The organism is Chlamydia suis, from assembly GCF_900169085.1.
GTDB lineage: Bacteria > Chlamydiota > Chlamydiia > Chlamydiales > Chlamydiaceae > Chlamydia > Chlamydia suis.
This window is the reverse complement of the sequence record NZ_LT821323.1, coordinates 807,000-829,713: the sequence shown is the minus strand read 5'-3', so window position 1 is coordinate 829,713 and position 22,714 is coordinate 807,000. Positions and strand designations below refer to the sequence as shown.

Sequence of the window (22,714 nt, the reverse complement as noted above, 5' to 3'; positions counted from 1 at the left end):
TTTGCAAAGATCCTCCTATGATTAAAATCTTTACACTGAGAAGCCTTAAAACAACCACAAAAAAAGCCCTGTTGATCAGGGCTTTTCCTCAAAAAATAGGGATTCATTCGCGGTATTGTTAGCTGCGAGCAGGAGAAAGGACCTCTGTCCCTGGGAGATAGCCTTTCTCCAAAAATTCTAAAGAAGCCCCCCCTCCTGTAGATACATGAGAAATCTGTGAAGTACACCCTGCCAAAGCAACGACAGCAGCGGCATCACCTCCTCCAACAACCGTCACAGCAGAAGAGTGACTTGCAAGGCTTTGAGCAATGGCTTTGGATCCTTGATCAAAAGGAGGAACCTCGTAAACCCCCACAGGGCCATTCCAAAATATCGTGGCAGAGTCCTGAATTACTTTAGAAAATAGAGCTATCGTCTTAGTTCCAATATCGAACCCAGCAAAACCCTCTGGAATCCCGTCCAGGATAGACACTTCCTGCCAATCCTCTCCAGCCTCACAACGTTTCGCAACTTTTGCATCCTCAGGAAGATATATCTTTACTCCTAGCGCACGAGCTTTTTCTAAAACTTTTCTTGCCAGAGGGATCCCGGTCTCTTCAACTAAAGAGTTTCCGACTTGCCGGTTCATCGCTTTTAGAAAAGTATAGCCCATACCTCCAGCCAACACCAAATGGTCCACTCTCGATAGAAGGGCCTCTATTACTCCTATCTTTGAAGAAACCTTAGCACCTCCTAAAACAGCAGTAAAAGGCCTTTTAGGCTCGACTAATAAGTGTTGTCCTAAAAATTCAAGCTCTTTTTCCATCAAGAACCCTGCCGCAGCACGATTAGGGAACATTTGAGGGACTCGATACACAGAAGCGTGTTTGCGATGAGAGGTTCCAAAAGCATCATTGACATAGAAATCAGCATAAGCAGCAAGCTCCATAGCAAAGGAGGGCTCTTCATCAGGATGTTCTTCCCCTTTGTGGAAACGCACATTTTCAAGAAGGAGCACTCTTCCTGGGGCAAGCTGCGCGACAGCTTGTCGCGCAACTTCTCCAACACAATCCGGTGATAAAGGTACGTGGTGCCCTAAATATCCTTCTAATACAGGCACAACAGGAGCTAACGAATAAGCCTCTTCAAAAACATCTCCTTTAGGTCGACCTAAATGGCTGACTAAAATTACCGCAGCATCTTTTTTCAATAAGTAATTAATCGTAGGCATAGCGCTACGAATCCGGATATCGTCTAAAATTTTCCCATCTTTAATAGGGACATTAAAGTCTACACGAACTAATACCTTTTTCCCTTCTGGAGAAAGCTCTCTTATTGATAATTTATCCATCTTATCCGATCCATAACCTAAATTTTCTTATAGCGCCTAAGCAATAGAAAACTCAAGCCTTTATCAAACCTACTAAAGAAGAATTGCTCGGGCCAATATTTCCTGATTCCGAATATAAGAATGTGCGCTTAACAAAACACGGAACGGAGCAATAAAAAAATTAGGATAGAAAGAGCGGCTCCTGCGGGCACTGTGATAAACCAGGAGAGAACGATATCCTTAATAATCCGCAGATTGATAGCGCGTAGCCCTCTTGCTAAACCAATCCCTAATACGGATCCCACAACAACATGTGTAGTTGATATTGGAAATCCAAAAGCAGATGCCGCTGCTATAGTAATCGCGGAGCTCATCCCTACAGAAAACCCTCGCGATGGAGTAAGCTCTGTGATTTTTTTTCCGATGGTATCAATCACACGCCATCCCCATGTTGCCAGACCACAGACCAAACCTAATCCCCCTAAGGCCATAAAAATAAAGAGGATGTTTGAGGAATAGCTCTGTGGGTATAAAGTCCGATAGATCCCTGCGATAGGGGCTATTGCATTAGCAACGTCATTGGATCCATGAGCGAAAGCCATAAAACAAGCAATAATAATCTGTAAATAGGCGAAGATTCGTTCAACAACGAGATATTTTCGTCCATAATCAGTGCTTTTAGATAACAAACGATCTAACAATGTCCCCGGAACGACTTCTTGAGGAAGAATAGCTAGCTTGAAAAAATGCACCCCCCATATCGTAAAGAAAAAAGCGAAAACAGCTAATCCGCAAACAATACGAAAGGCAATAGGAAAAGAAACTACTCGAGAAACAGTTCCGCTAAGGATCAGGATCAAACCTAATGCAAAAATAACGATAGCAGATAGGAACGGAGCTATACGCACCATAGCAGAGACCGGGTCTTTTTTATAAAGAATGGCTCTACGAATAAAAGAGAATATGAGGAAGGCGAAATAGCCCCCAATAATAGGAGAGGCCAACCAGCTTACAAAAACCCGACCGCAAGAGTTCCAGTAGATGACCGCATCATCTTTGAGAATGATCCCGAATCCCAAAACGGCGCCCACAATAGCATGTGTGGTGGACACAGGCCATCCAAAAAAAGAGGCTATTTGCAGCCAAACGCCAGTAGCGAAAAGAGCGGCCGTCATCCCAAACACATAGTCTTGAGATGACAAAACGTTCCCGGAGGGAGCTACTAATCCACTTTCGATGGTACCAATAACTCGATCTCCCAGCAACACTGCTCCGAGAAATTCAAAGATTGCTGCGATAAGAACGGCTTGTCTTAGAGTTAGCACACCGGCCCCTACGCTTGGTCCTACAGCATTCGCTACATCATTAGCGCCTATATTCCAAGCCGTGTAGAATCCGCCTACAACCACACAAACCAGCAGCAACCACATGCCTATTTCTCTTCTAGCGTCATACTCACTCGATAAGCTAGTTTCTCAGAATTATTGGATATTCCCGCTATCCCTTTAATAATTTGCATCCAAAGAACAAAATCCTTTGTTCCAATAGCAAATTCTTCAGAGAAGAATATCTTCATTAATTCCCGCTGCAACAAATCACACTCATGTTCGAGATTAGATACGTCATTCACTAGAACACGAGTCTTCTCTGCTCGACATCCTCCGAAAGAGGTCTCCAAAAGAAGATCCATCTCCCGAATAGTTTTTGCAACAGCTTCGAAAGATTGCACCGTTTTTTGCAGAAACTGGAAGAACAACTCTTCAAATTCTGGATAAAACTGCAGCTCTTTCACTGTCAACAAAATTGCAATATCCTCCGCACAATCTGCCAAGGAATCTTGTATCGAAATGATCTCCAACATTGCCAACCGCGACACAGGAATAAATACTCCTGAAGCTAGATGACCTCTTACATCATTCTTCACACCATCAGCTTGTCGTTCTTTTGAAGAAACGAGCCGTGCTAGAGTATCGACTCTATCATAATCACCCTCCTTGATAGCGTTAAAAAGAGGGAACAAAACATCAATACCCGCAGAAACCAGTTCTAAATGTGCTTGTAGCGGAGCAAAAGGAGATTGTCCAAATAAACTTGCAAGAACCTGCATAAAAGCCTTTTTTTTCCTTGTCTTCGAGAAAAGACTCCTCGTAATATATTCTCATCAGATATATAGTTGCAATCTAGAATGTGTTAAGAATTAAACTTTTCTGAAATTTTTCTCTTGAGAAAACCTTTCTAGAACATAGTAGGAGACACTGCCATGAGTGCTCAACCTCTTCTCCAAGTCAAAAATCTTTCCGTCTTTCTCAATAAAAATCGTCAGTCGTTTCCCGTCGTAGAGTCTCTTTCTTTTAATGTATTCCCCGGCCGGACTCTAGCGATCATAGGAGAATCTGGCTCAGGCAAATCCATTACAGCACAGTCTCTTATGCAGCTTCTGCCAGAAGAACATTTTTCTTTTTCTGGGGAAGCGCTTTTTCATAATGAGAACCTGCTTGATCGCAGCAATGTCACTACTCGTTCTCTATTTGGATCGAAGATTGCTATGATTTTTCAAAATCCACTGATATCCTTTGATCCTGTATTCACCATAGAACAACAATTTCATGAAGTCATCCATGCCCACTTAGATTTAACAAATCGAATCGCGCATGAACGAATTTTAGCTGTATTACGCGAAACAGGATTTCAAGATCCCGAACGTTGTATCAAACTATATCCCCACGAACTATCCGGAGGAATGCTGCAGCGCATAGCGATCGCCATGGCCCTACTCACCTCTCCTGATTTATTGATAGCGGATGAACCTACAACAGCTTTAGATGTATCTGTTCAATATCAGATTTTACAACTTTTGAAGACCTTACAAAAAAAAACAGGAATGAGTCTTCTTATGATTACCCATGACATGGGCGTTGTTGCCGAAATGGCTGATGATGTTTTTGTTTTGTATGCAGGACGTATGGCCGAATATTCCTCGGTACAAGAGATTTTCCATTCTCCTGCACATCCTTATACAGTAGACTTATTAGCTTCTCGTCCTTCACAATATCGGAAGCAGACATTCATTCCTATTTCAGGGCAGCCGCCTCATTATACTCATCTTCCCAAAGGGTGTTGTTATTCTCCTCGCTGCCGAAAAGCCTTACCTATCTGTTTCGAACAACCTCCACAGTCTACCCCCTTAAACGCTCACCATCACGTGAGGTGCTGGTTACATGGATAATCTCCCTTTACTCCAAGCAAGTCGCTTAACAAAACACTATTACAAAAGGTCTTTCTGGTTTCAGAAAAAAAAGATTGCCACAACTCCCTTGAATAATGTCTCTTTCAGCATTCCGAGACATAAAATTCTTGGTCTTATAGGGGAGTCTGGTTCTGGGAAAACGACTTTGGCTTTAGGATTAGCAGGGCTTATTCCCCTAACTTCTGGGCACATTTCTCTCAATGATAAAGCTATCCCACTACACAATAAGCAAGGCCGCCAATACTTGAGCTCGCAGATACGTATGGTGTTTCAAAATCCTCGCTACTCTTTAAATCCTCGCAAAACTATTTTTGCCACATTAGAGCATGCTCTTCTTTATCACCGTCTAGTCCCCAAGGCAGAGGTTGGGGCAACTATAGAAAAAGCTCTGTCTTGGGTCGGCATTTCTACAGACTATCTTTATGCTTACCCACATCAGTTATCCGGTGGGCAATTGCAACGAATTTCGATCGCAAGAGCTTTATTAGGAGCTCCCCAGCTTATTATCTGTGATGAAATTGTCTCTGCTTTAGATCTGTCTATGCAGGCGCAGATTTTGAATATGTTGACCTCGCTGCAACAACAAGCCCAACTCACTTATTTATTTATTTCGCATGACCTTGCGGTTGTACGCTCATTTTGCTCAGAACTTATCATTATGTATAAAGGGCAGATTGTAGAAATGGGACCGACAGAAAAAATATTTTGTCAGCCCGAGCACCCCTATACACAAATGCTGCTGAACTCGCAATTACCGGAATTCCCCGAGGATCGCCGAGACTTACCGATTGCACCGCCTGCTGACGAGCCCTTTACACGGTGACTTCAGAAGAACATGCACTTAAAGTTTTTTCTAAAGTCTTTAATGCGTCTTCTCCTTCTACCAAAAATGATACGCATATACGTTTCCCTTGGCGTTTTACAGTCACAGGACAGCCGCAGGTTGCGGCCAATCGTTTTTGATAAGAAACTAAGCAGGAGGAGTCTTGCAAAAGAGGCTCTTTTTTCGCAGGAGCTGCTTGAGCTTTTATCAAACGCCTAGCTTCTATTTCTGCCTCACGAACAGCTAGTTGACCAGAAACAATTTTTTGACAGAGAACCTGCCGAAGCTTCTCATCTTCTAACGACAAAATCACTTTGGCATGCCCCAAAGAAAGTTCGCCTGAATGGATTTTTTCTCGGATCTCTTCAGAAAGTGAAAACAACCGTAGATAATTAGCCACGGTCGAACGCTTCTTCCCGACTTTTTGAGCAACCTTATCTTGAGTAAGACCAAATACAACAATCAAACGCTTAAAAGCCTCTGCCATTTCCAAAGGGTTTAAGTTCACTCTTTGAATGTTTTCTATTAAAGTAGCCTCTGCTGCAAGATCATCAGCTAAAGCGGGCTTTACAACAACAGGGATCGTTTTGTATCCCGCTAACTGCAGAGCGCGCCAACGTCGCTCTCCTGCTATCAACTCGTAATACAAAACTTTATCTTTATTACGAATCTCTCTTACTACTGGAGGATGAATCAGCCCCACGGCCTTTATAGAAAGGATTAACTCTTTTAAATCTTCTTCAAAAAAGACTCGTCTAGGCTGAAAAGGGCTAACACGAATATCCTCTATATTCACTTCTAAAAGCGTATCTTCTTTTGATAATTCACTCACAATACTTCCCTAGCTCATGCCTAACAAGACATCTTTTTCGACCGCATCAAAATACAAAATCTCACAATCCAAATCAAGCTGGACACAACTCGAGCATCCTACTAAATACAGAACTAGTCTCCTAACAACATGAGCGTATAATTTCTTCTAAAGCTTCAACAAAAAGAAGAATATCTTGCCGGTCACTATAAATACCTAATGATGCTCGTAAAACATGTCCTAGATCCCATCGCGCCATAGCAGGTTGAGAACATTGGTGGCCGGAACGCACAGCAATACCTCGCCCATCTAACAAAAAGCCTAAATCTGAAGCTTGCATGTTAGGAACCTTGATGCTACATAAAGAGCCCCGCAGAGCTCCTTTTCGAGGCCCTACTATCTGAATGTTTGGTAGAGTAAGCAACTGTTCATATAAAAAGTCCGTAAGCCCTGTTAAATGATCTTCTATAGAAAAAGGCAGGCCTTGCAGGTAATCGATAGCAGCACCTAATCCTAAAGCCCCTGCAATATGCGGAGTTCCCGCTTCGAAACGCAGCGGAGGCTGTTGATACATAGATGCTTCTGAATGGTAGACAACTACCATATCACCTCCACCTTCAACAGGGGGGAGCGACTCTAAGAGCTCCTTTTTCCCATATAAAACTCCGATTCCTGTAGGAGCATACAGCTTATGGCCAGAAAATGCATAAAAATCCACATCCCATTCCGACAGGTGCAACGGGCCTTTTCCCACTCCTTGTGCCCCGTCTACGGCAAAAAGAGCGCCATAACGATGAACTAAAAGCGCCGTTTCTTGTAAAGGCAAAACCGCTCCAGACACATTATTCACATGTGCTAAGCTGACAAGCTGGACCCCTTGCTTTAATAATTGTTCCAAATGGTTAAGATCTACCATCCCCTCATCATCCACTCGCACTGTTTTTACTGTGGCTCCTGAGCGACGGCAAGCGATTTCCCAAGATAAAAGATTCGCGTGATGCTCTGCTTCCGAAATTACTACAGTACCCCCGGCCAACCAACTATCATTAGCTGCAATCGCTAGTAAATTGAGAGAAGAAGTCGTGCCTTTAGTGAAAACTATTTCCTGATCATATTGCGCACCAATCCAAGCGCTTACTTTCGAGCGGACCTCCCAATGAGCGACAGAGACGTCATGTGATGTACTGTAAATCGCACGATTTACAGTGGCATATGCAGAACTATAGTAATCTGTTACAGCATCAATGACACATTGGGGCTTATGAGTAGTAGCTGCAGAATCTAAATAAACATAAGGATCTTTTTGCTTCTTAAAAATAGGGAAGTCTTTTTTTACATTATACATTCACAAAGACCTTGTTCCTTTAGTTTCGGGAAATAATCTTTTTCTATGCCAAGCGTCAAAAAGCTTTTTTGTAACATTTGCTTGGCATCCGCTAAACTAAATCCTCTTGAGCGAAGATATGTAAGAAGAGTTGCATTCAAAGAACCCACGGTTGCTCCATGGGAAGCCTTAACGTCATCCGTTAAAATTTCTAATCGAGGGAAAGTAGTTACAGAAGCACGATTGTTTAATAACAAGGTATCGTGCTTCTGATAAGCATTCGACAAAGATCCTTTAGGACTAATATGAATGCCTCCTTCAAAAGTAAAGCATCCATCATCTAGTATGGAACGAATGTTTTGCCGGGAAGAAGTCGCTTGAGCATCGTGATGCATAGTATTGTATACTCCTAGCTGCCCACCCCCGATAACCTTCACTAAAGATTCCCCATGAGCAGATTCTCCTTTAAGAGCAAAACTATTGCGGAACCATCCTTTCATAGCATACATTTCTTGGACAATAGCGCATGCTCCTTTTTGTTCTATTACTACACGATTCGCCCAAATGACTCTCTCTGCTCCCTCAGGGAACGGTTTTATCGTTAAAACCAGTTCTGCGTCCTCCTCTAAGAAACACTGAGTTTGCCCAAAAAGATGAAAATTTTTAGGAAGAGCTTCTGTTTCCATCTCGATAGTCGCAGACGCTCCCTTGCCTAAAACAAAAACTATGTAGGGCACACCGAATTTTTTATCATTATTTGCTTCGTCACATACATAATGGTAACGCATAGCCAAGGACGGCTTAACATTTTGTCCCGCAGGGATGTAGATAACAGTCCCCTCCTCACCACGAAGACAAGAGTGGACTTCTTCTAAAAGATCTAACTCTGAGTTCTTTTGAAACAAGGCTCGAGCTTCGCGCAAAGGCGCCACAAGAATTCCTGCAGGTAGCGACGATAAAGCGGGAACAAAGTTTCCATTTACAAATACACACCCCATGCGTTTCTTATCTCGAGGCTCTATAAAAACCGCATTTTCGTTCTCACAAGAACTCCAAAGTTCTATTCCTTGCGCCATTTCGCGCAGCCAAGAACACGCATTTCGAAAAACACGGTCCCGCTGATATTGATTCCATAAAGCATTTACTAGCTGTAGTAAGCGCGCATTAGGATGAACAAGCTTTTGCGAAGGGGTTTCCCACATAGCTTACTCCAGGGTAACGGTATCTAACAGTTCTTGATAACTTTTTCTTTCTAGCTCTTCCATAAGATGCATGTCCCCAGAAAACACAATCTTCCCATTTAACAGGATATGCACGTAATCGGGTTGAAGAAGGTCTCCTAACTTAGGATTATGCGTCACAATACAAAAGGCTGACTCGGGATGTTTATGTCGATACACTTGTAAAGTAGTGCAAATCCCCTTAAGAGCATCTACGTCTAACCCCGAATCAGGTTCATCTAAAATGATCATTCGGGGCTCTAATGCCAACATTTGCCAAAGTTCATTTTTCTTTTTCTCCCCGCCAGAAAACCCTTCATTCACATTTCGATCAGAAAAGAAATGAAACCCGGGAAATCCATAGATCTCCTCCAAGCTTGCAAGCAGCTCGTCAAAAGCTGCATCATCTAATGCAGCTTGATTATTAGCCTTTCTGCAAGCATTGCAGGCCTCTTTTAAAAAAGTTCGATTATTGACTCCTGGAATTTCCGGAGGGTTCTGAAAACTAATAAATAGCCCCGCATGAGCCCGCTCTTCCGGGGACAATGCCATTAAATCTCTCCCAGCCAAAGTCATTCTGCCAGAAATCACTTCAACACTCTCCTCTCCAGCCAGAACCTTTGCTAAAGTAGATTTCCCGGCTCCATTAGGCCCCATAATAATATGTAGCTCTCCAGGACGAATAGACAAAGATAAACCTTCTACTATCTTCTTCTCTTCACAAGACACATAAATATCGTATAGATGAAGCATTGCTAGCCCACACTATTTTCTAATTTAATCATTAATAATTTCGTCGCTTCTCGAGCAAATTCCAAAGGCAACAGGTCTATAACTTCTCTACAGAAGCCGTGAACAACTAAACTCACAGCCTCTTCCGTATCGAATCCTCGACTACGTAAATAAAACAGCTGTTCTTCCCGCAATTTAGAAGTAGTCGCCTCGTGCTCTACACAACTTTCCGCGTTGTTAACAACAATTTTCGGATCCGTGTAAGCTCCGCACAATGTCCCAACAAGCATAGAATCACACTGCGTGTAATTGCGGCTTCCTAAAGCTTGTGCCGAAATTGAAACAAGACTTCGAAAAGTGTTATGTGATTCCTCTGCAGAAATTCCCTTAGAAACTATGGTAGAGGAAGAACCCTCTCCAATATGCACCATTTTTGTTCCTGTATCTGCCTGCATTTTCCCATTCGTCAATGCTATAGAATAAAATTCACCAACACTATCCGCTCCCTTCAAAATACAACTTGGATACTTCCAAGTGATCGCTGCCCCCACTTCGACTTGTGACCAAGAAATTTTAGATTGCTTTCCTGCGCACAACCCCCGTTTCGTAACAAAATTATAAATCCCGCCCTCTCCTGTTTTACGATCTCCAGGATACCAATTCTGTACAGTCGAATAGCGAATAACAGAACGGTTATTCGCTATTAACTCGACAACAGCAGCATGCAATTGGTGAGAGGAGAAAGAAGGAGCCGTACAACCTTCTAAATAACTGACATAAGCATCATCTTCAGCGATAATCAGTGTCCGCTCAAATTGCCCTGCCTCTTTATCGTTGATTCTGAAATATGTAGATATTTCCATTGGGCAGTGCACCCCCTTAGGAACATAAACAAATGAGCCATCGCTAAACACGGCCGAATTTAATGCTGCAAAAAAATTATCTCGAGCAGGAACAACAGATCCTAGATACCGTTGTATTAAATCTGGGTAGTTACGAATAGCCTCTTGTAAAGAACAAAAAATCACCCCAGCTTCTTCTAACGTTTTTTTAAAAGTCGTTCCTATAGAAACAGAATCAAACACCAAATCCATGGCGACATCCTGCACATTGAGAAGCCTTTTTTGCTCATCAATAGGAATGCCTAATTTGTTAAAAGTTTTCAGAAGCTCAGGATCGGCATCTTCTAATCTCCCTAAAGGCTTTTTGGATTTAGGCGCTGAAAAATAAATAATTTTATCATAGGCAATAGGAGCATAATGAAGGCGAGCCCATTTGGGTTCTTCCATCTTCTGCCACAGACGAAAAGCTTTTAATCGAAAATCCAACAAAAACTGTGGCTCCCCTCGTAAATGAACCAATTGTTCTATATGTTCTTCACTAATACCTGGAGCCAATCCTTCAGACTCTATGGGAGTCACAAATCCATAAGGATACTCCTGCCGCTGAAGAAAATTATCTACCGGTTCGTCCATGATCCTCCTCTTCGGTCTGGATACCGCTTTACTTTGAGCAAAGGCAAATCCTAGCGAAAAAAGCCTATTCTTCTATTCTAAAAAAGACAAAACAATTCCTAAACTGTATCGTGAGATGTTTCTTTCTAAAACCTTTTTAAAATTCCTGTAAGAAGACAGCCTAGGGAAAGAGGCTGTCTTTCCCTAGACCCAAGGAAAGGACTGTTAGACAGTCCTTAAGAAAAAACTTGTTGGCCACGGATCGTAAAAAAAACGGAATTTTTCTACAACCTAAACAAACAAAAAAACGAAAAAAAAGTGCTTTTCCACAGAAAACCTTTTCTTTCAAAACACTTTTTTACCGACATCTCCCAAGCTATTTACCGTTTTTTGCAACAGCGGCGCAAATACAGATTCTTTGGAAACTAAGAAAGAAAGCTCTTTCTCTGCCTTTTCTGATTCTCCTTGCATATAATGCAAATACCCCAGCAAGTAGTGAGCTCGTTCATGATCTAAATTAATCCCTAATGCTCGATAAAAGGCATCATAAGCCTGCTCATTTTGCTTAAGATCCATATGCGCTAATCCGATATAAAAATGTGCATCAGCATCTTCAGCATTTAATAGCAGGGACTCTTGAAAAGCTTTCAACGCCAATCGAGTTTTATCAAGTGTTAAATAACACAAGCCCAAATTATAATGCCCATCAGACAGGTCTGGTCGTAATTGTACAACACGCTCGTATGCTTCGGTTGCTCTATCCCAAATTTTATTTCTGGAAAGCAAATATCCTAATTTGACCCAAGCTTTCCAATAAAGAGGGTTTCTTTTAACGGTAGACTCTAACAAATTAATGGCTCCCTCTTCATCTTCCATATCTGCTAAAATCACCGCTTTGTTGTACAAACTTTGGGAATTCCAAGGATCGAGTTGTGTCACACGATCGAAGCAGGCAATTGCATCTTCATAACGTAATACACGATGGTATGCGCTCCCCAAACTAAAGAGGCACTCTACATCTTCGGGATGAAGCTCCGAATACGCCCGATAGTGTCCTATCGCCTCCTCTACACAATCCGCTTTATCTAAAGCAACACCATAACAATAACGTAAATAGCTATCTCCGGGATCAACTTCCAACCCTTTCTTACACCAAACTAAAGCTTCGGGGATGCGTCCTGTTTCCAAAGCGATAATGCCTAAATAACAATAAGCTAAACCCGCTTCCGAATCTAATTCCAATGCCTCCTTCAACCTCTCTTCAGCTTGCTCGTATTCACCGCTTAGAAACAAATTAATTCCTGAACATAAGAGCTCTTTCGCTAAATGCTTTTCCGCTTCTTCCATAGTCGTTCCCTGTCAAAGTAACATCCTACTTTGTACAAGAGCAAAAAGCGTGCCATTCTCAACTAATCGAGAGATTTTTTACGAATTTCTTCCCATTTTTCTATCATACGCACAGCCATAGGAGCCGCATCCCTTCCAAACTCTCCAAGTCGCAAGTAAACAACAACCACAATGTCGGGGAGTGTCAATGCCTCATCTTCATACCCAACCGCAGCAAACCATACGTCTTTCAACTTCATCCGTCCTCGCTCCCGATCCAACCCCACCCGAGCGATTACTTCTGCTGTACTCGTTTTCCCTATAATACGGGATAGTTGTTCTGGCGCAAATCGTTGGCGCATAAACCTTGTAGTTCCGTATTGTCCCCAAATTACATTATGCATTCCCTTCTTGAAGAGCTGCACTATGGAATCTGGCAAAAATATCTCCCTTTTCTTTTTAATAGCCGCAGGAGAAAATTTTCCTTCACACCATTCACCTTGTATTAGACTCGGCTGATACACAATTCCCCCGTTCACTAATGTTGCCATCATTACAGCTGTCTGCAAAGGAGTCACGACAAGAGTATGCTGCCCTATAGCAGTTGCGTATAACCCTGAACGGTTATACGCAACATCTATAGGCACCCTTCCAGCATATTCCCCAGGAAGTCCAAGCCCAGTTTTTTCTCCAAACCCCAAAAGCTTTGCGGCCTCGCATAAATCTTCTGGATCAGAAAGGTATTCACTCACAAGCAGAGAGAAATACGGATTACTAGACATTTCTAAGGCAGAAATAAGATCTATATATCCTCTTCCAGAATAATCATTCCCAGGAAGCATTCCCCCTTTAAAAAAAGACGTAATCGGAGAACCATCTTTAAAAAAACCAACATGAGGCTTCCCATAACGACACCCTAAGGATTGCTTATCAATAATGACTAGCAATTTGGATAAATCCTCAGCATCAGATACATGTTGTGTAAGCACTGAGTAAGCAGAAACCAACTTAAAAATAGACCCTAAAGTAGCCGCTTGACCAAAGGCATGAGCAGATAAATAGCCATACCCATACAGCGGATAAAAAGAAGCTATAAGATCTTGCTCGGTCTGCTCTATATTACGCGTGAGCGTAAGTGGATACTGTCCATACAAAGGGCGCTTGAGTTCTGCAAATTCGCGAAAAGCTGCAAATAGTTCGCACAAATCATAAGATGTGTGTGTTAGACGTTTCTGTAAAAAATCATAATGTTCTCGCCAATTTAAAGCTCGATACGCCCCGGAACGCAACTCCTGCCGCCAACAAGCTATCTCTTGATAATAGAGATTGTCTGGAGGAGGTTCCTTGTCGGACAATAGAAAAGCGATAAAGGAATCCATATGCTTTTGGCAAAAAAGAGCATACTGCCGAGACCTCTCTTCTGTTAAATAATCTACATAAGGAGTTGGATATCTTTGTTTACGACAAAACTCCTCTTCTCGCTTTTGTTTAAGAAATTGCGTAAAATGTTCCTCTCTCCAGGCAGCAAAATCTTGATCGATAAAAACATTTTCCATCAATTTAGAAAAAGATTTCCGCAACGCGATAAAATGTCCCTGACAATCCACAAAATCTAGTATGGACATATGCCCTATTTCCGATAGCAGAGAAATAGAGACGCGCTCCGGATCCACCGCAGCTCGTAACAAATCTAAAAACAGCACTTTATCGTAATTTGCTGGCAACTCCATAAAAATAGAGCTGCAGCGCTCTCGCAACTCCTGGATTTCTTCTTTTCTCTCCAACAACACTTTTTTAAATAGTGTTTGCCGTTTAAGAGAGGTGACCTCTCCTATAGGCTCATGCCCCTCTTCTTTTGGAAACAACACATCGAAAATCAACCCGCAGTCTTTTTCCTCAGAATCGAACATCTCCAAAAGCTGCGTTACTATGCTCTGTAAGTAAATAGAAAGTCCAACCGAGCCCTTATCACACAAAACCTGCTTTACTTTAGAAGTATCCGGTAAAATAAAATCTAAAAAAGCTCGATAAGAAAAGGAAAGCTCTTCATCAAAATATTCTCCTGTAAGAGGATTGAGCCGCTCTCTTCTCAATGGAACTCGCCGATCAAAAATCTCTCCTAGGTATTCGAGATTCTCCAACCAGCGCAAAACAGACGAGCGACACTCCTCTTGGTTAGGAGAATCTTTCATATTAATGAAATCGTTATTGTCATAGCGCGGGGATGAAGCCATGGCTAAAATCTGACCATTTTTCGGATCCATAGCGATGATAGCGCCACCTTTTATCCAAGGGAAAAAAGGCGGCAAGTATTGTTGCTGCCGCCACTGCTTATAGTCTCGAAAAACTTCTCCCCGCTCATGTTCCGCAAGAAGCTCGTGGGCAAAAGCTTGCAATTCTGTAGAAATAGTTAGCTGTATCTTTTTCCCCGGGATTCCAACAGAAGAGCCTTCCACCTCTTGGATAAAATTCCCCCGACGATCAACTAACATGGATCGTTTACCAATTAATCCTCTTAATTTCCGGTCACAAAAAGCTTCTACACCCAACTTTCCTATTAAAGAGTTCACCCCATAAGCATGCATCTCCAACTCGCGCAAAAGCTTCCGTATTTGGTCAATACTAGATATTCCCGAAGGAAATTTAGGATCTTCTCCTTCTTCATAAGCGCGTATGCATTCTCGTAAATTTCCTAGTTCTCTCGTAATTTTCTTATATTCCTCGGTACTAATCGGCCCTACATATCCTAACAACTCTGCTACAGTACGCCCCTCTGGATAATGTCTACGAACCGAAGATTCTACGTGTAATCCTGGCCAATCTTTTTCCAGCATCTTAAGCCTTAAAAAAGTACGCTCAGATACATTTGCTTGAATAATATATGGAACAGAGCCCAATACAGAGGCTTTAGCATGGATAGTGTCTTCAACAAAATTGCTATCCATATGGAGCTCTTGAGCCAAAAAATTGGCAAATTTTTTGATATAATCCTTTCGAACAGGCACCAATTTTTTATTCCCACTCGCATCTGTATGCCAAACACGAGTAGGAATATCTCGTATTGCACGATAAGAAATCCCCACATTATACTGCAGAACGTTCTCAGCCAATGTCCTACCAAATCGATCGCAAATTCCTGCACGATCACAATGCTCTGGAATATTTCTGTGCTGAGGCCGGTAGGCCTCCTCCTTTTTTTTATCATGCTGAACAACAGCTACGTGCCATATACGCAAAGTGATAATCGACAACGCGATAATAAACCCCACAAGTAGCCTGTTGGCTTTTTCTGGGACAGAAAGTTGTTTGCATCGTTTTTTTTTCATATGTGGTTAATTCAACCTATGTTTATTAGACGCACAATTAAAAAACCTTGTTTCCTTTCTTTTTGCAACTAACTCGCAACTCGTTCTTTCTCAGCGACTCGAAGCTTTTCTTTTTTTGATCCGACACTCTATTTCAAGGCTGTTTTCCCCGCAAAAAAACAAACATATAAAAACATAAAAAGATATACAAAAATAGAAGTCTGCTTTATTGCTAAATCAGGAGGCGCTTGAAGGCTTCTTCCTGAGACAGACGTTTTTCTTATCAACTTTACGATAATAAGAAATTTTTGTTATGGTCTCGAGCATTGAACGACATGTTCTCGATTAAGGCTGCTTTTACTTGCAAGACACTCCTCAGAGCCATTAATCATTAATTGCTACAGGACATCTTGTCTGGCTTTAACTAGGACATAGTGCCGCCAGAAAAAGATAGCGAGCACAAAGAGAGCTAAATATACAATCTTAGAGGTAAGAATGAAAAGACTCTTGAAATCGGTATTAGTATTTGCCGCTTTGGGTTCTGCTTCCTCCTTGCAAGCTCTGCCTGTGGGGAATCCTGCTGAACCAAGCCTTATGATTGACGGGATTCTTTGGGAAGGTTTTGGCGGTGATCCTTGCGATCCCTGCACAACTTGGTGTGATGCTGTCAGCCTGCGTCTCGGCTATTATGGAGATTATGTTTTTGATCGCGTCTTAAAAACAGATGTGGCCAAAGAGTTTGAAATGGGACAACAGTATTCGGCCGATGCAGCACAGTCACAGACTCGTGAAACAACAAGTAACGTAGCTTATGGCAAGCATTTCCAAGATGCGGAGATGTTTACCAATGCTGCTTTTATGGCGTTGAATATTTGGGATCGTTTTGATGTATTCTGTACTTTAGGAGCAACTAACGGATACCTCAAAGGCAACTCTGCAGCTTTCAATCTAGTAGGTCTTTTTGGATTAGATCAAACAACCGACATAGACAAAGCAGATTTACCTAACGTTAGTTTAACTCAAGCCGTTGTCGAGCTTTATACAGATACAGCCTTTGCTTGGAGTGTTGGCGCTAGAGCTGCTTTATGGGAGTGTGGATGCGCAACCTTGGGAGCTTCTTTCCAATACGCTCAGTCTAAACCTAAAGTAGAAGAGTTAAACGTTCTTTGCAATGCTGCTGAATTCACCATCAACAAACCTCAAGGGTATGTTGGGGTAGAATTCCCTCTCGATCTAACAGCAGGAACACCTAATGCTACAGGGACTAAAGATGCCTCTATCGATTACCATGAATGGCAGGCAAGTTTAGCCCTCTCTTACAGATTAAATATGTTCACTCCTTACATTGGAGTTAAATGGTCTCGAGCAAGCTTTGATGCCGACACAATTCGCATTGCTCAGCCTAAAGCGGCAACCTTTGTTGGCGATATAACAACACTTAACCCCACCATTTCTGGAAAAGGCCAAGATGCCGCCAAATTACAAGATACAATGCAAATCGTCTCCTTGCAAATCAACAAGATGAAGTCCAGAAAATCTTGTGGTCTTGCAGTTGGAACAACGATTGTAGATGCTGACAAATACGCAGTTACTGTTGAGACTCGCTTAATCGACGAAAGAGCAGCTCACGTAAATGCTCAATTCCGTTTCTAATAGCGGTGTAAAATTTTATTAGAATCTTTTTTAATTAGCTTATTTTTCATCAACAAACACTCCGGTGTTTCTGGACTCGGTGGAAGCCGAGTCCAGTTTTTTTCAAAGACTCTTCCCGCACACACAATTGCCCTCCTGTTTACAAAAGCTTCCTTATTCTTAGTTAAAAAAAAGTAAAAAATTCTACAAAACACGCTTGCATAAAAACCCATCCTTCAACTACTATGTCGGTCTACTTGAGCGCGCCCGTAGCTCAATGGTAGAGCTGTAGCCTTCCAAGCTACCGGTGTCAGTTCGATTCTGATCGGGCGCTTCCTAACACGCAACAACCACCAAGTCTGAAATCTGAGCAGCACAGCTCAGATGCCTTGTTAACACTTAAATAGGGAGGGACAAAGCTTGGAATTTTCTTGCGAACTAACTTTAAAAGAACTTTTAGAATCTGGGGCACATTTTGGACACCAGACAAGCCGCTGGAATCCAAAAATGAAGCCTTTCATTTTTGAAGAAAGAAATGGCCTTTATATTATTGATTTGGCTAAGACTTTAGCTCAACTGAAAAAGGCTGTTTTTCACATTCAAAAAGCCGTAGAACAAGGAAGATCTATTTTGTTTGTTGGAACAAAAAAACAAGCAAAACCGATCATTAGAGAAGCCGCCATCGAATGCGGAGAGTTCTTTGCCTCGGAAAGATGGCTGGGCGGCATGTTAACAAACATGTCAACCATTAGAAACTCCGTGAAAACATTAAACAGAATTGAGTTGGACCTTGAGGCTCCAAATTCTATTCTCACGAAAAAAGAGATCGCTTTATTAGCTAAAAGACATCGCAAGCTGCTCAACAACCTGGAAGGTGTTCGTTATATGAATTCTCTTCCAGGGCTTCTGGTTGTCGTTGATCCGGGATATGAGCGTATTGCAGTAGCAGAAGCCGGGAAACTTGGCATTCCTGTGATGGCTTTAGTTGATACAAATTGTGATCCGACCCCCATACAACATATTATTCCATGTAATGATGATTCAATAAAAAGCATCCGGCTTGTTGTTAACGTTCTTAAGGATGCTATTATTGATGCGAAAAAACGTTCGGGAATCGAAATTTTATCCCCTGTGCGTCCTATGGAAAGACCTGTCGAAATTGTTGAAGAGGTCCCTGTTTCAAGCGAATCTCAAGACAACGACAACAAGTCTCGGGAAGGCTTTTTACTTTGGGCAGACATAGACAATTGCGAGGCATTAAAATGAGCGACTTTTCCATGGAAGCGTTGAAAAATTTAAGACAGCAAACAGGCGTGGGCCTGACGAAATGTAAGGAAGCTCTTGAACATGCTAAGGGCAACTTGGAAGATGCTGTCCTCTACTTACGGAAACTTGGGCTTGCCTCTGCGAGCAAGAAGGAACACCGAGAAACAAAAGAAGGCGTTATTGCTGCGCTGGTCGATGAACGAGGATCGGCCATCATCGAAGTAAATGTTGAGACAGATTTTGTCGCCAACAATAGCGTTTTTCGGACATTCGTCACAGGTTTATTATCCGACCTCCTCAACAATAAACTTAGTGATGTTGAAGCTTTAGCTCATGTGATGTCCTCTCAAGAGCCTTCTCTGACAGTGGAAGAGCTCAGGGCTGTAACTATGCAAACGGTCGGAGAAAATATTCGTATAACACGCGCGCTTTATACGCCAGTTAACTCCGGCCAAAGCATAGGAGTCTATTCTCACGGAAATGGGAAGGCTGTTGCGGTAGTTTTCCTTTCCGGATCCGAGAAACAAGAGGCTCTGGCGAAAGACATCGCGATGCACATTGTGGCGAGTCAGCCACAATTTTTGAGTCAAGAAACCGTTCCTCAGGAGGTTTTAGAAAGGGAACGGGAAGTGTTTTCTTCCCAGATAGCAGGGAAGCCCCAGGAAGTAATTGAGAGAATTACTAAAGGGAAGTTTAAGGCATTTTTCCAAGAGACTTGTTTATTGGAACAGGCCTTCATTAAGGATCCTGAAATTACCATTCGAGAACTTGTTGATAGAGCTGCGCAAGCTAGTGGAGAACCACTAAAAGTTGAGCATTTTATCTTTTGGAAAATTGGCGCATAACTAAATGGCGAGATGATGAAAAAACGAGTGAAACGAGTTTTATTCAAGATCTCTGGAGAGGCTCTTTCTGATGAGAGTTCCAGCAGCAGGATCAGTGAAGAGCGTCTTTCTCGGTTGATTGCGGAACTTAAAGTTGTTCGCAATGCAGATGTTGAGGTCGCGGTGGTAATCGGCGGAGGGAATATCCTCCGCGGACTTTCTCAAAGCCAAAGCCTGCAGATCAACCGGGTTTCAGCTGATCAAATGGGAATGTTAGCGACGTTAATTAACGGAATGGCTCTGGCAGATGCTTTGAAAACTGAAGACGTGCCCAATCTATTAACGTCAACATTGTCTTGTCCACAGTTAGCAGACTTGTATAATCCGCAGAAAGCATCTGATGCCCTAAGTCAGGGTAAAATTGTCATATGTACTATGGGGGCTGGGGCTCCATATTTAACAACAGACACAGGCGCAGCTTTGCGTGCCTGTGAATTAAAAGTCGATGTGTTACTCAAAGCAACGATGCATGTGGATGGAGTTTATGATCGAGATCCAAGAGAGTTTGCTGATGCGGTAAAATACGATCACATCTCTTACAGAGATTTCCTCTCCCAAGGGTTGGGCGCGATTGACCCGGCTGCCGTATCTTTGTGTATGGAGGCTGGCATCCCAATTAGAATGTTTAGCTTTTCAAGGCATTCTCTAGAAGAGGCGATCTTCAATGCTGTTGGTACAGTAATATCTTCTGAAGAGGAGGGTCAGCTATGACGCTCTCTTCTGCTGAGAAAGAGATGTCTGGGGTTTTAACGTTTTTTCAGAAGGAAATCCGAGGATTTAGAACTGGGAAAGCACACCCTGCTCTGGTAGAAACTGTCACCGTTGAAGTATACGGGACGACTATGCGGTTGTCAGACATTGCATCGATCAGTGTTTCTGATGTACGCCAACTTTTAATTTCTCCTTATGATGCAGGGACTGTTTCTGCTATTTCCAAAGGGATTTTAGCAGCGAATTTAAACCTGCAGCCCATAGTTGAAGGGGCTACGGTTCGGATCAACGTTCCGGCGCCTACAGAAGAGTACAGACGTGAAGTAGTAAAACAGCTGAAACGCAAAAGCGAGGAAGCCAAAGTATCTATTCGCAATATTCGACGAACATTTAACGATAGGTTGAAAAAAGATAACAACCTAACAGAAGATGCCGTGAAAGGTCTGGAGAAAAAAATTCAGGAACTTACGGATAAGTTTTGTAAGCAGGTAGAAGAGCTTACGAAGCAGAAAGAGGCTGAGCTATCTTCGTTATAGACAGCTTCTTTGCAAGGAGCTTTTTCTTTGAAAATTATTCGATTTTTAAAGAAAGAGCCTTGCAGAAAAAAGGGGTTTAATGGTAACATTACACCCGTCCTGGCCCCATCGTCTAGCCTGGCCCAGGACATCGGATTTTCATTCCGGTAACAGGGGTTCGAATCCCCTTGGGGTCATAACAAAAAAGAAATATGGGTCTTTAGCTCAGCGGTTAGAGCATCTCACTTTTAATGAGAGGGTCGCAGGTTCGAATCCTTCAAGACCCATTTCTTTTTTCCTCAGAAGGTAATCCTTTTCACTAAAAATATTTTCATCCTTTACGTTTTTTGTTATTGCTGGAAATACTTCATTGTATTTGCACGGCTTTTGATATGGATCCTTCGGAAGAGTCTTCTGCTCTTTGTTATAACTGCCAACAACCAGCGGTGATTTGCTTTACAGAAATTTCTGACAACATCACTTCGCGGTGTTATGTGTGCAATAACTGTCCTTACCCCTCCCGATACTACGATCGAGAAACTTTTCTCGCTTCTTCAACTAAAGATTCTTTGATTTTAGAATGTGGTAACTGCAAAACCAAGTGGTGTATCCGTGATACAGACAAGATTTTATTAGGATGTTCTTTATGTTATAGGACCTTCAAATCTCTTATCGTATCTCAGCTCTTGCGTCATCAAGCTATTTCATCCTATACGGCCGATAAAACCAACAACTTTCATATTGGCCGTTCTTTAGAAAATTTAGAAAAACCCACCATTAACCCTGCTATGCGTCTGATTGCTTTACATGAGGCCTTGCAAGAGACTTTACGCCAAGAAGATTATGAGCAAGCTGCAGAAATTCGTGATCAGATTAATCAACTAAAAAATCAGAACACTACCGATGCTCCCTAATCCTATTCTTACAGATATCATATCCAGCAAATACTCCCTTAAAACAGAAACTGTTCGTCCCATTTCGACGATCTCTTTATCAAGGAATCTTTCTGTTTCTAAATTTGTTCCTTGTCTCTCTAAAGAAAACAAACGTGATGTTTTAGAAACTATTGCCAAACAATTTTCTACTATCGAAGGAGAAGAGTTTTTTGTATTACCTCTCAAAGATTTACCTATATGGCAACGAGAATGCTTATTAGAACATTATCTCTGCTCTTTCGACTTAGGAGGTTCCTTAGAGGGAGAAGCGCTGATTGTGAATCGAACCGGAACTCTATTAATAGGAATCAATCTCCAAGATCATTTAGTGTTGCATGGCATAGATTTTGTGTGGCAGCCAGAGATTTTGTTACAAAAATTAATTACATTGGATACATATCTACAGAGCTCTCTGTCTTTTGCCTTTTCTTCTGATTTTGGATTTTTAACTACAGATCCGTTGCGTTGCGGAACAGCACTTATAGCTCGAGCTTTTATTCATGTTCCTGCTCTTAGGTATAAAAATACACTTGCCGAGCTCTTAGTCCCTCATCAACGAGAATTTGCTGTCTCCTCTCTACTTCCCTTATCCCAAGAATCTTTAGGGGATATCCTTTGTTTATCCAATATTTGTTCGTTAGGACTATCGGAAGAACAGATTCTTTCTTCATTAAGGATCGTGGTATCAAAAATTTTATCCGCAGAGACAGCTGCTCGTAACCAGTTATTAACAGAAAACTCTACAGAGATCAAAAACCGGATACTTCGATCCATAGGAATGCTTACACATTCTTGTTCTTTAGATTTACAAGAGGCATTAGATGCGACAAGCTGGATACAATTGGGGATGAGTATGCAGTGGATCGAAGATAGCGAAAAACAACCTTTCTGGAATCCCCTATTCTGGGAGTTACGAAGAGGGCACCTTGCTCTGTACAATCAAGATTCCGCGGATAAGACTGTTGAAAAAGAGATGATAGCTCAGATACGAGCTAGGACAACAAAACCCCAGGCAGAGCGACTGATTATTCGAGTCTGAAAGAGGGGACGAAGGAATGAAATTCCTCTTTCGGCTTAGACACTGACGGCTTGTTACATGAACAAATATCTAAGCAACTACCCTAATCAATACACCCTACCTGGGCATGCCTAAAGCCGGGATCGAACCGACGACCTACGCGTTACGAATGCGTTGCTCTACCAACTGAGCTATTTAGGCT

19 protein-coding genes and 4 tRNA genes are annotated in these 22,714 nt (G+C 42.1%); 12 read left to right on the top strand and 11 right to left on the bottom strand.

Annotated elements, in window-relative coordinates; genetic code table 11:
• Window positions 1–118: 118 nt before the first annotated feature.
• The 3 genes from B6E89_RS03790 to B6E89_RS03780 all read right to left on the bottom strand — a co-directional run bounded on the left by B6E89_RS03790 (window position 119) and on the right by B6E89_RS03780 (window position 3,416).
• Window positions 119–1,330 (bottom strand): phosphoglycerate kinase, encoded by a 1,212-nt coding sequence (locus B6E89_RS03790; RefSeq protein WP_080121655.1) that lies wholly within the window; start codon window positions 1,328–1,330, stop codon window positions 119–121.
• Window positions 1,331–1,458: 128 nt separating this feature from the next.
• The gene (locus B6E89_RS03785; RefSeq protein ID WP_080121654.1) at window positions 1,459–2,739 is read right to left on the bottom strand and encodes an inorganic phosphate transporter; all 1,281 of its coding nucleotides are present in this window, start codon (window positions 2,737–2,739) and stop codon (window positions 1,459–1,461) included.
• A 2-nt stretch (window positions 2,740–2,741) separates the two neighbouring features.
• On the bottom strand, window positions 2,742–3,416 hold the full coding sequence (locus B6E89_RS03780; protein WP_080121653.1) for a TIGR00153 family protein: 675 nt from the start codon (window positions 3,414–3,416) through the stop codon (window positions 2,742–2,744).
• 153 nt (window positions 3,417–3,569) lie between these two features.
• Between B6E89_RS03780 and B6E89_RS03775 the strand changes: the two genes are divergently transcribed.
• Window positions 3,570–4,535 carry an ABC transporter ATP-binding protein gene (locus tag B6E89_RS03775; protein WP_080121652.1) on the top strand — a complete coding sequence of 322 codons (966 nt, stop codon included), beginning with the start codon at window positions 3,570–3,572 and terminating at the stop codon, window positions 4,533–4,535.
• Window positions 4,528–5,379 (top strand): ATP-binding cassette domain-containing protein, encoded by an 852-nt coding sequence (locus B6E89_RS03770; RefSeq protein WP_080121651.1) that lies wholly within the window; start codon window positions 4,528–4,530, stop codon window positions 5,377–5,379. Before B6E89_RS03775 ends, B6E89_RS03770 begins: the two co-directional genes overlap by 8 nt.
• Here B6E89_RS03770 and B6E89_RS03765 read toward each other — a convergent pair.
• From B6E89_RS03765 to B6E89_RS03735, 7 genes are all read right to left on the bottom strand, one after another.
• On the bottom strand, window positions 5,369–6,211 hold the full coding sequence (locus B6E89_RS03765; RefSeq protein ID WP_080121650.1) for a ParB/RepB/Spo0J family partition protein: 843 nt from the start codon (window positions 6,209–6,211) through the stop codon (window positions 5,369–5,371). The two genes, B6E89_RS03770 and B6E89_RS03765, sit on opposite strands and share 11 nt — an antisense overlap.
• 121 nt (window positions 6,212–6,332) lie before the next feature.
• On the bottom strand, window positions 6,333–7,535 hold the full coding sequence (locus tag B6E89_RS03760) for a SufS family cysteine desulfurase (protein ID WP_080133165.1): 1,203 nt from the start codon (window positions 7,533–7,535) through the stop codon (window positions 6,333–6,335).
• Window positions 7,523–8,716 carry a SufD family Fe-S cluster assembly protein gene (locus tag B6E89_RS03755; protein ID WP_080133164.1) on the bottom strand — a complete coding sequence of 398 codons (1,194 nt, stop codon included), beginning with the start codon at window positions 8,714–8,716 and terminating at the stop codon, window positions 7,523–7,525. Before B6E89_RS03755 ends, B6E89_RS03760 begins: the two co-directional genes overlap by 13 nt.
• A 3-nt stretch (window positions 8,717–8,719) precedes the next feature.
• Window positions 8,720–9,487 (bottom strand): Fe-S cluster assembly ATPase SufC, encoded by a 768-nt coding sequence (sufC, locus tag B6E89_RS03750; RefSeq protein ID WP_080121648.1) that lies wholly within the window; start codon window positions 9,485–9,487, stop codon window positions 8,720–8,722.
• Between the two features lie 2 nt (window positions 9,488–9,489).
• Window positions 9,490–10,941 carry a Fe-S cluster assembly protein SufB gene (gene sufB, locus B6E89_RS03745; protein ID WP_080123217.1) on the bottom strand — a complete coding sequence of 484 codons (1,452 nt, stop codon included), beginning with the start codon at window positions 10,939–10,941 and terminating at the stop codon, window positions 9,490–9,492.
• Window positions 10,942–11,265: 324 nt separating this feature from the next.
• Window positions 11,266–12,267 carry a tetratricopeptide repeat protein gene (locus B6E89_RS03740; RefSeq protein WP_080126775.1) on the bottom strand — a complete coding sequence of 334 codons (1,002 nt, stop codon included), beginning with the start codon at window positions 12,265–12,267 and terminating at the stop codon, window positions 11,266–11,268.
• Between the two features lie 62 nt (window positions 12,268–12,329).
• Window positions 12,330–15,572, bottom strand: coding sequence for a penicillin-binding transpeptidase domain-containing protein (locus tag B6E89_RS03735; RefSeq protein ID WP_080133163.1), 3,243 nt, complete (start codon window positions 15,570–15,572; stop codon window positions 12,330–12,332).
• A 474-nt stretch (window positions 15,573–16,046) separates the two neighbouring features.
• On the opposite strand from B6E89_RS03735, the gene B6E89_RS03730 reads away from it, so the two are divergent.
• The 10 genes from B6E89_RS03730 (at window position 16,047) to B6E89_RS03680 (ending at window position 22,533) form a co-directional block, all read left to right on the top strand.
• A complete protein-coding gene (locus B6E89_RS03730) occupies window positions 16,047–17,204 on the top strand; it encodes a porin (RefSeq protein WP_080121644.1) in 1,158 nt (385 codons plus the stop codon).
• A 242-nt stretch (window positions 17,205–17,446) separates the two neighbouring features.
• Window positions 17,447–17,517, top strand: a tRNA-Gly gene (locus B6E89_RS03720).
• Between the two features lie 86 nt (window positions 17,518–17,603).
• A complete protein-coding gene (rpsB, locus tag B6E89_RS03715) occupies window positions 17,604–18,449 on the top strand; it encodes a 30S ribosomal protein S2 (RefSeq protein WP_080121642.1) in 846 nt (281 codons plus the stop codon).
• Window positions 18,446–19,294 (top strand): translation elongation factor Ts, encoded by an 849-nt coding sequence (gene tsf, locus B6E89_RS03710; RefSeq protein ID WP_035407337.1) that lies wholly within the window; start codon window positions 18,446–18,448, stop codon window positions 19,292–19,294. The genes rpsB and tsf overlap by 4 nt, the downstream gene beginning before the upstream one ends.
• 12 nt (window positions 19,295–19,306) lie before the next feature.
• A complete protein-coding gene (pyrH, locus tag B6E89_RS03705; RefSeq protein WP_080128541.1) occupies window positions 19,307–20,044 on the top strand; it encodes a UMP kinase in 738 nt (245 codons plus the stop codon).
• Window positions 20,041–20,580, top strand: a complete 540-nt coding sequence (gene frr, locus B6E89_RS03700) for a ribosome recycling factor (RefSeq protein ID WP_035407331.1) — start codon at window positions 20,041–20,043, stop codon at window positions 20,578–20,580. Before pyrH ends, frr begins: the two co-directional genes overlap by 4 nt.
• A gap of 101 nt (window positions 20,581–20,681) precedes the next feature.
• A tRNA-Glu gene (locus B6E89_RS03695) sits at window positions 20,682–20,756 on the top strand.
• Window positions 20,757–20,773: 17 nt separating this feature from the next.
• A tRNA-Lys gene (locus B6E89_RS03690) sits at window positions 20,774–20,846 on the top strand.
• A gap of 105 nt (window positions 20,847–20,951) precedes the next feature.
• Window positions 20,952–21,473 carry a UvrB/UvrC motif-containing protein gene (locus tag B6E89_RS03685; protein ID WP_080121640.1) on the top strand — a complete coding sequence of 174 codons (522 nt, stop codon included), beginning with the start codon at window positions 20,952–20,954 and terminating at the stop codon, window positions 21,471–21,473.
• Window positions 21,463–22,533: a protein arginine kinase gene (locus B6E89_RS03680; protein ID WP_080121639.1), complete on the top strand. Its 1,071-nt coding sequence runs from the start codon at window positions 21,463–21,465 to the stop codon at window positions 22,531–22,533. The genes B6E89_RS03685 and B6E89_RS03680 overlap by 11 nt, the downstream gene beginning before the upstream one ends.
• A 107-nt stretch (window positions 22,534–22,640) precedes the next feature.
• Here B6E89_RS03680 and B6E89_RS03675 read toward each other — a convergent pair.
• Window positions 22,641–22,713: transfer RNA gene (locus B6E89_RS03675), tRNA-Thr, on the bottom strand.
• Between the last annotated feature and the right edge of the window lies 1 nt (window position 22,714).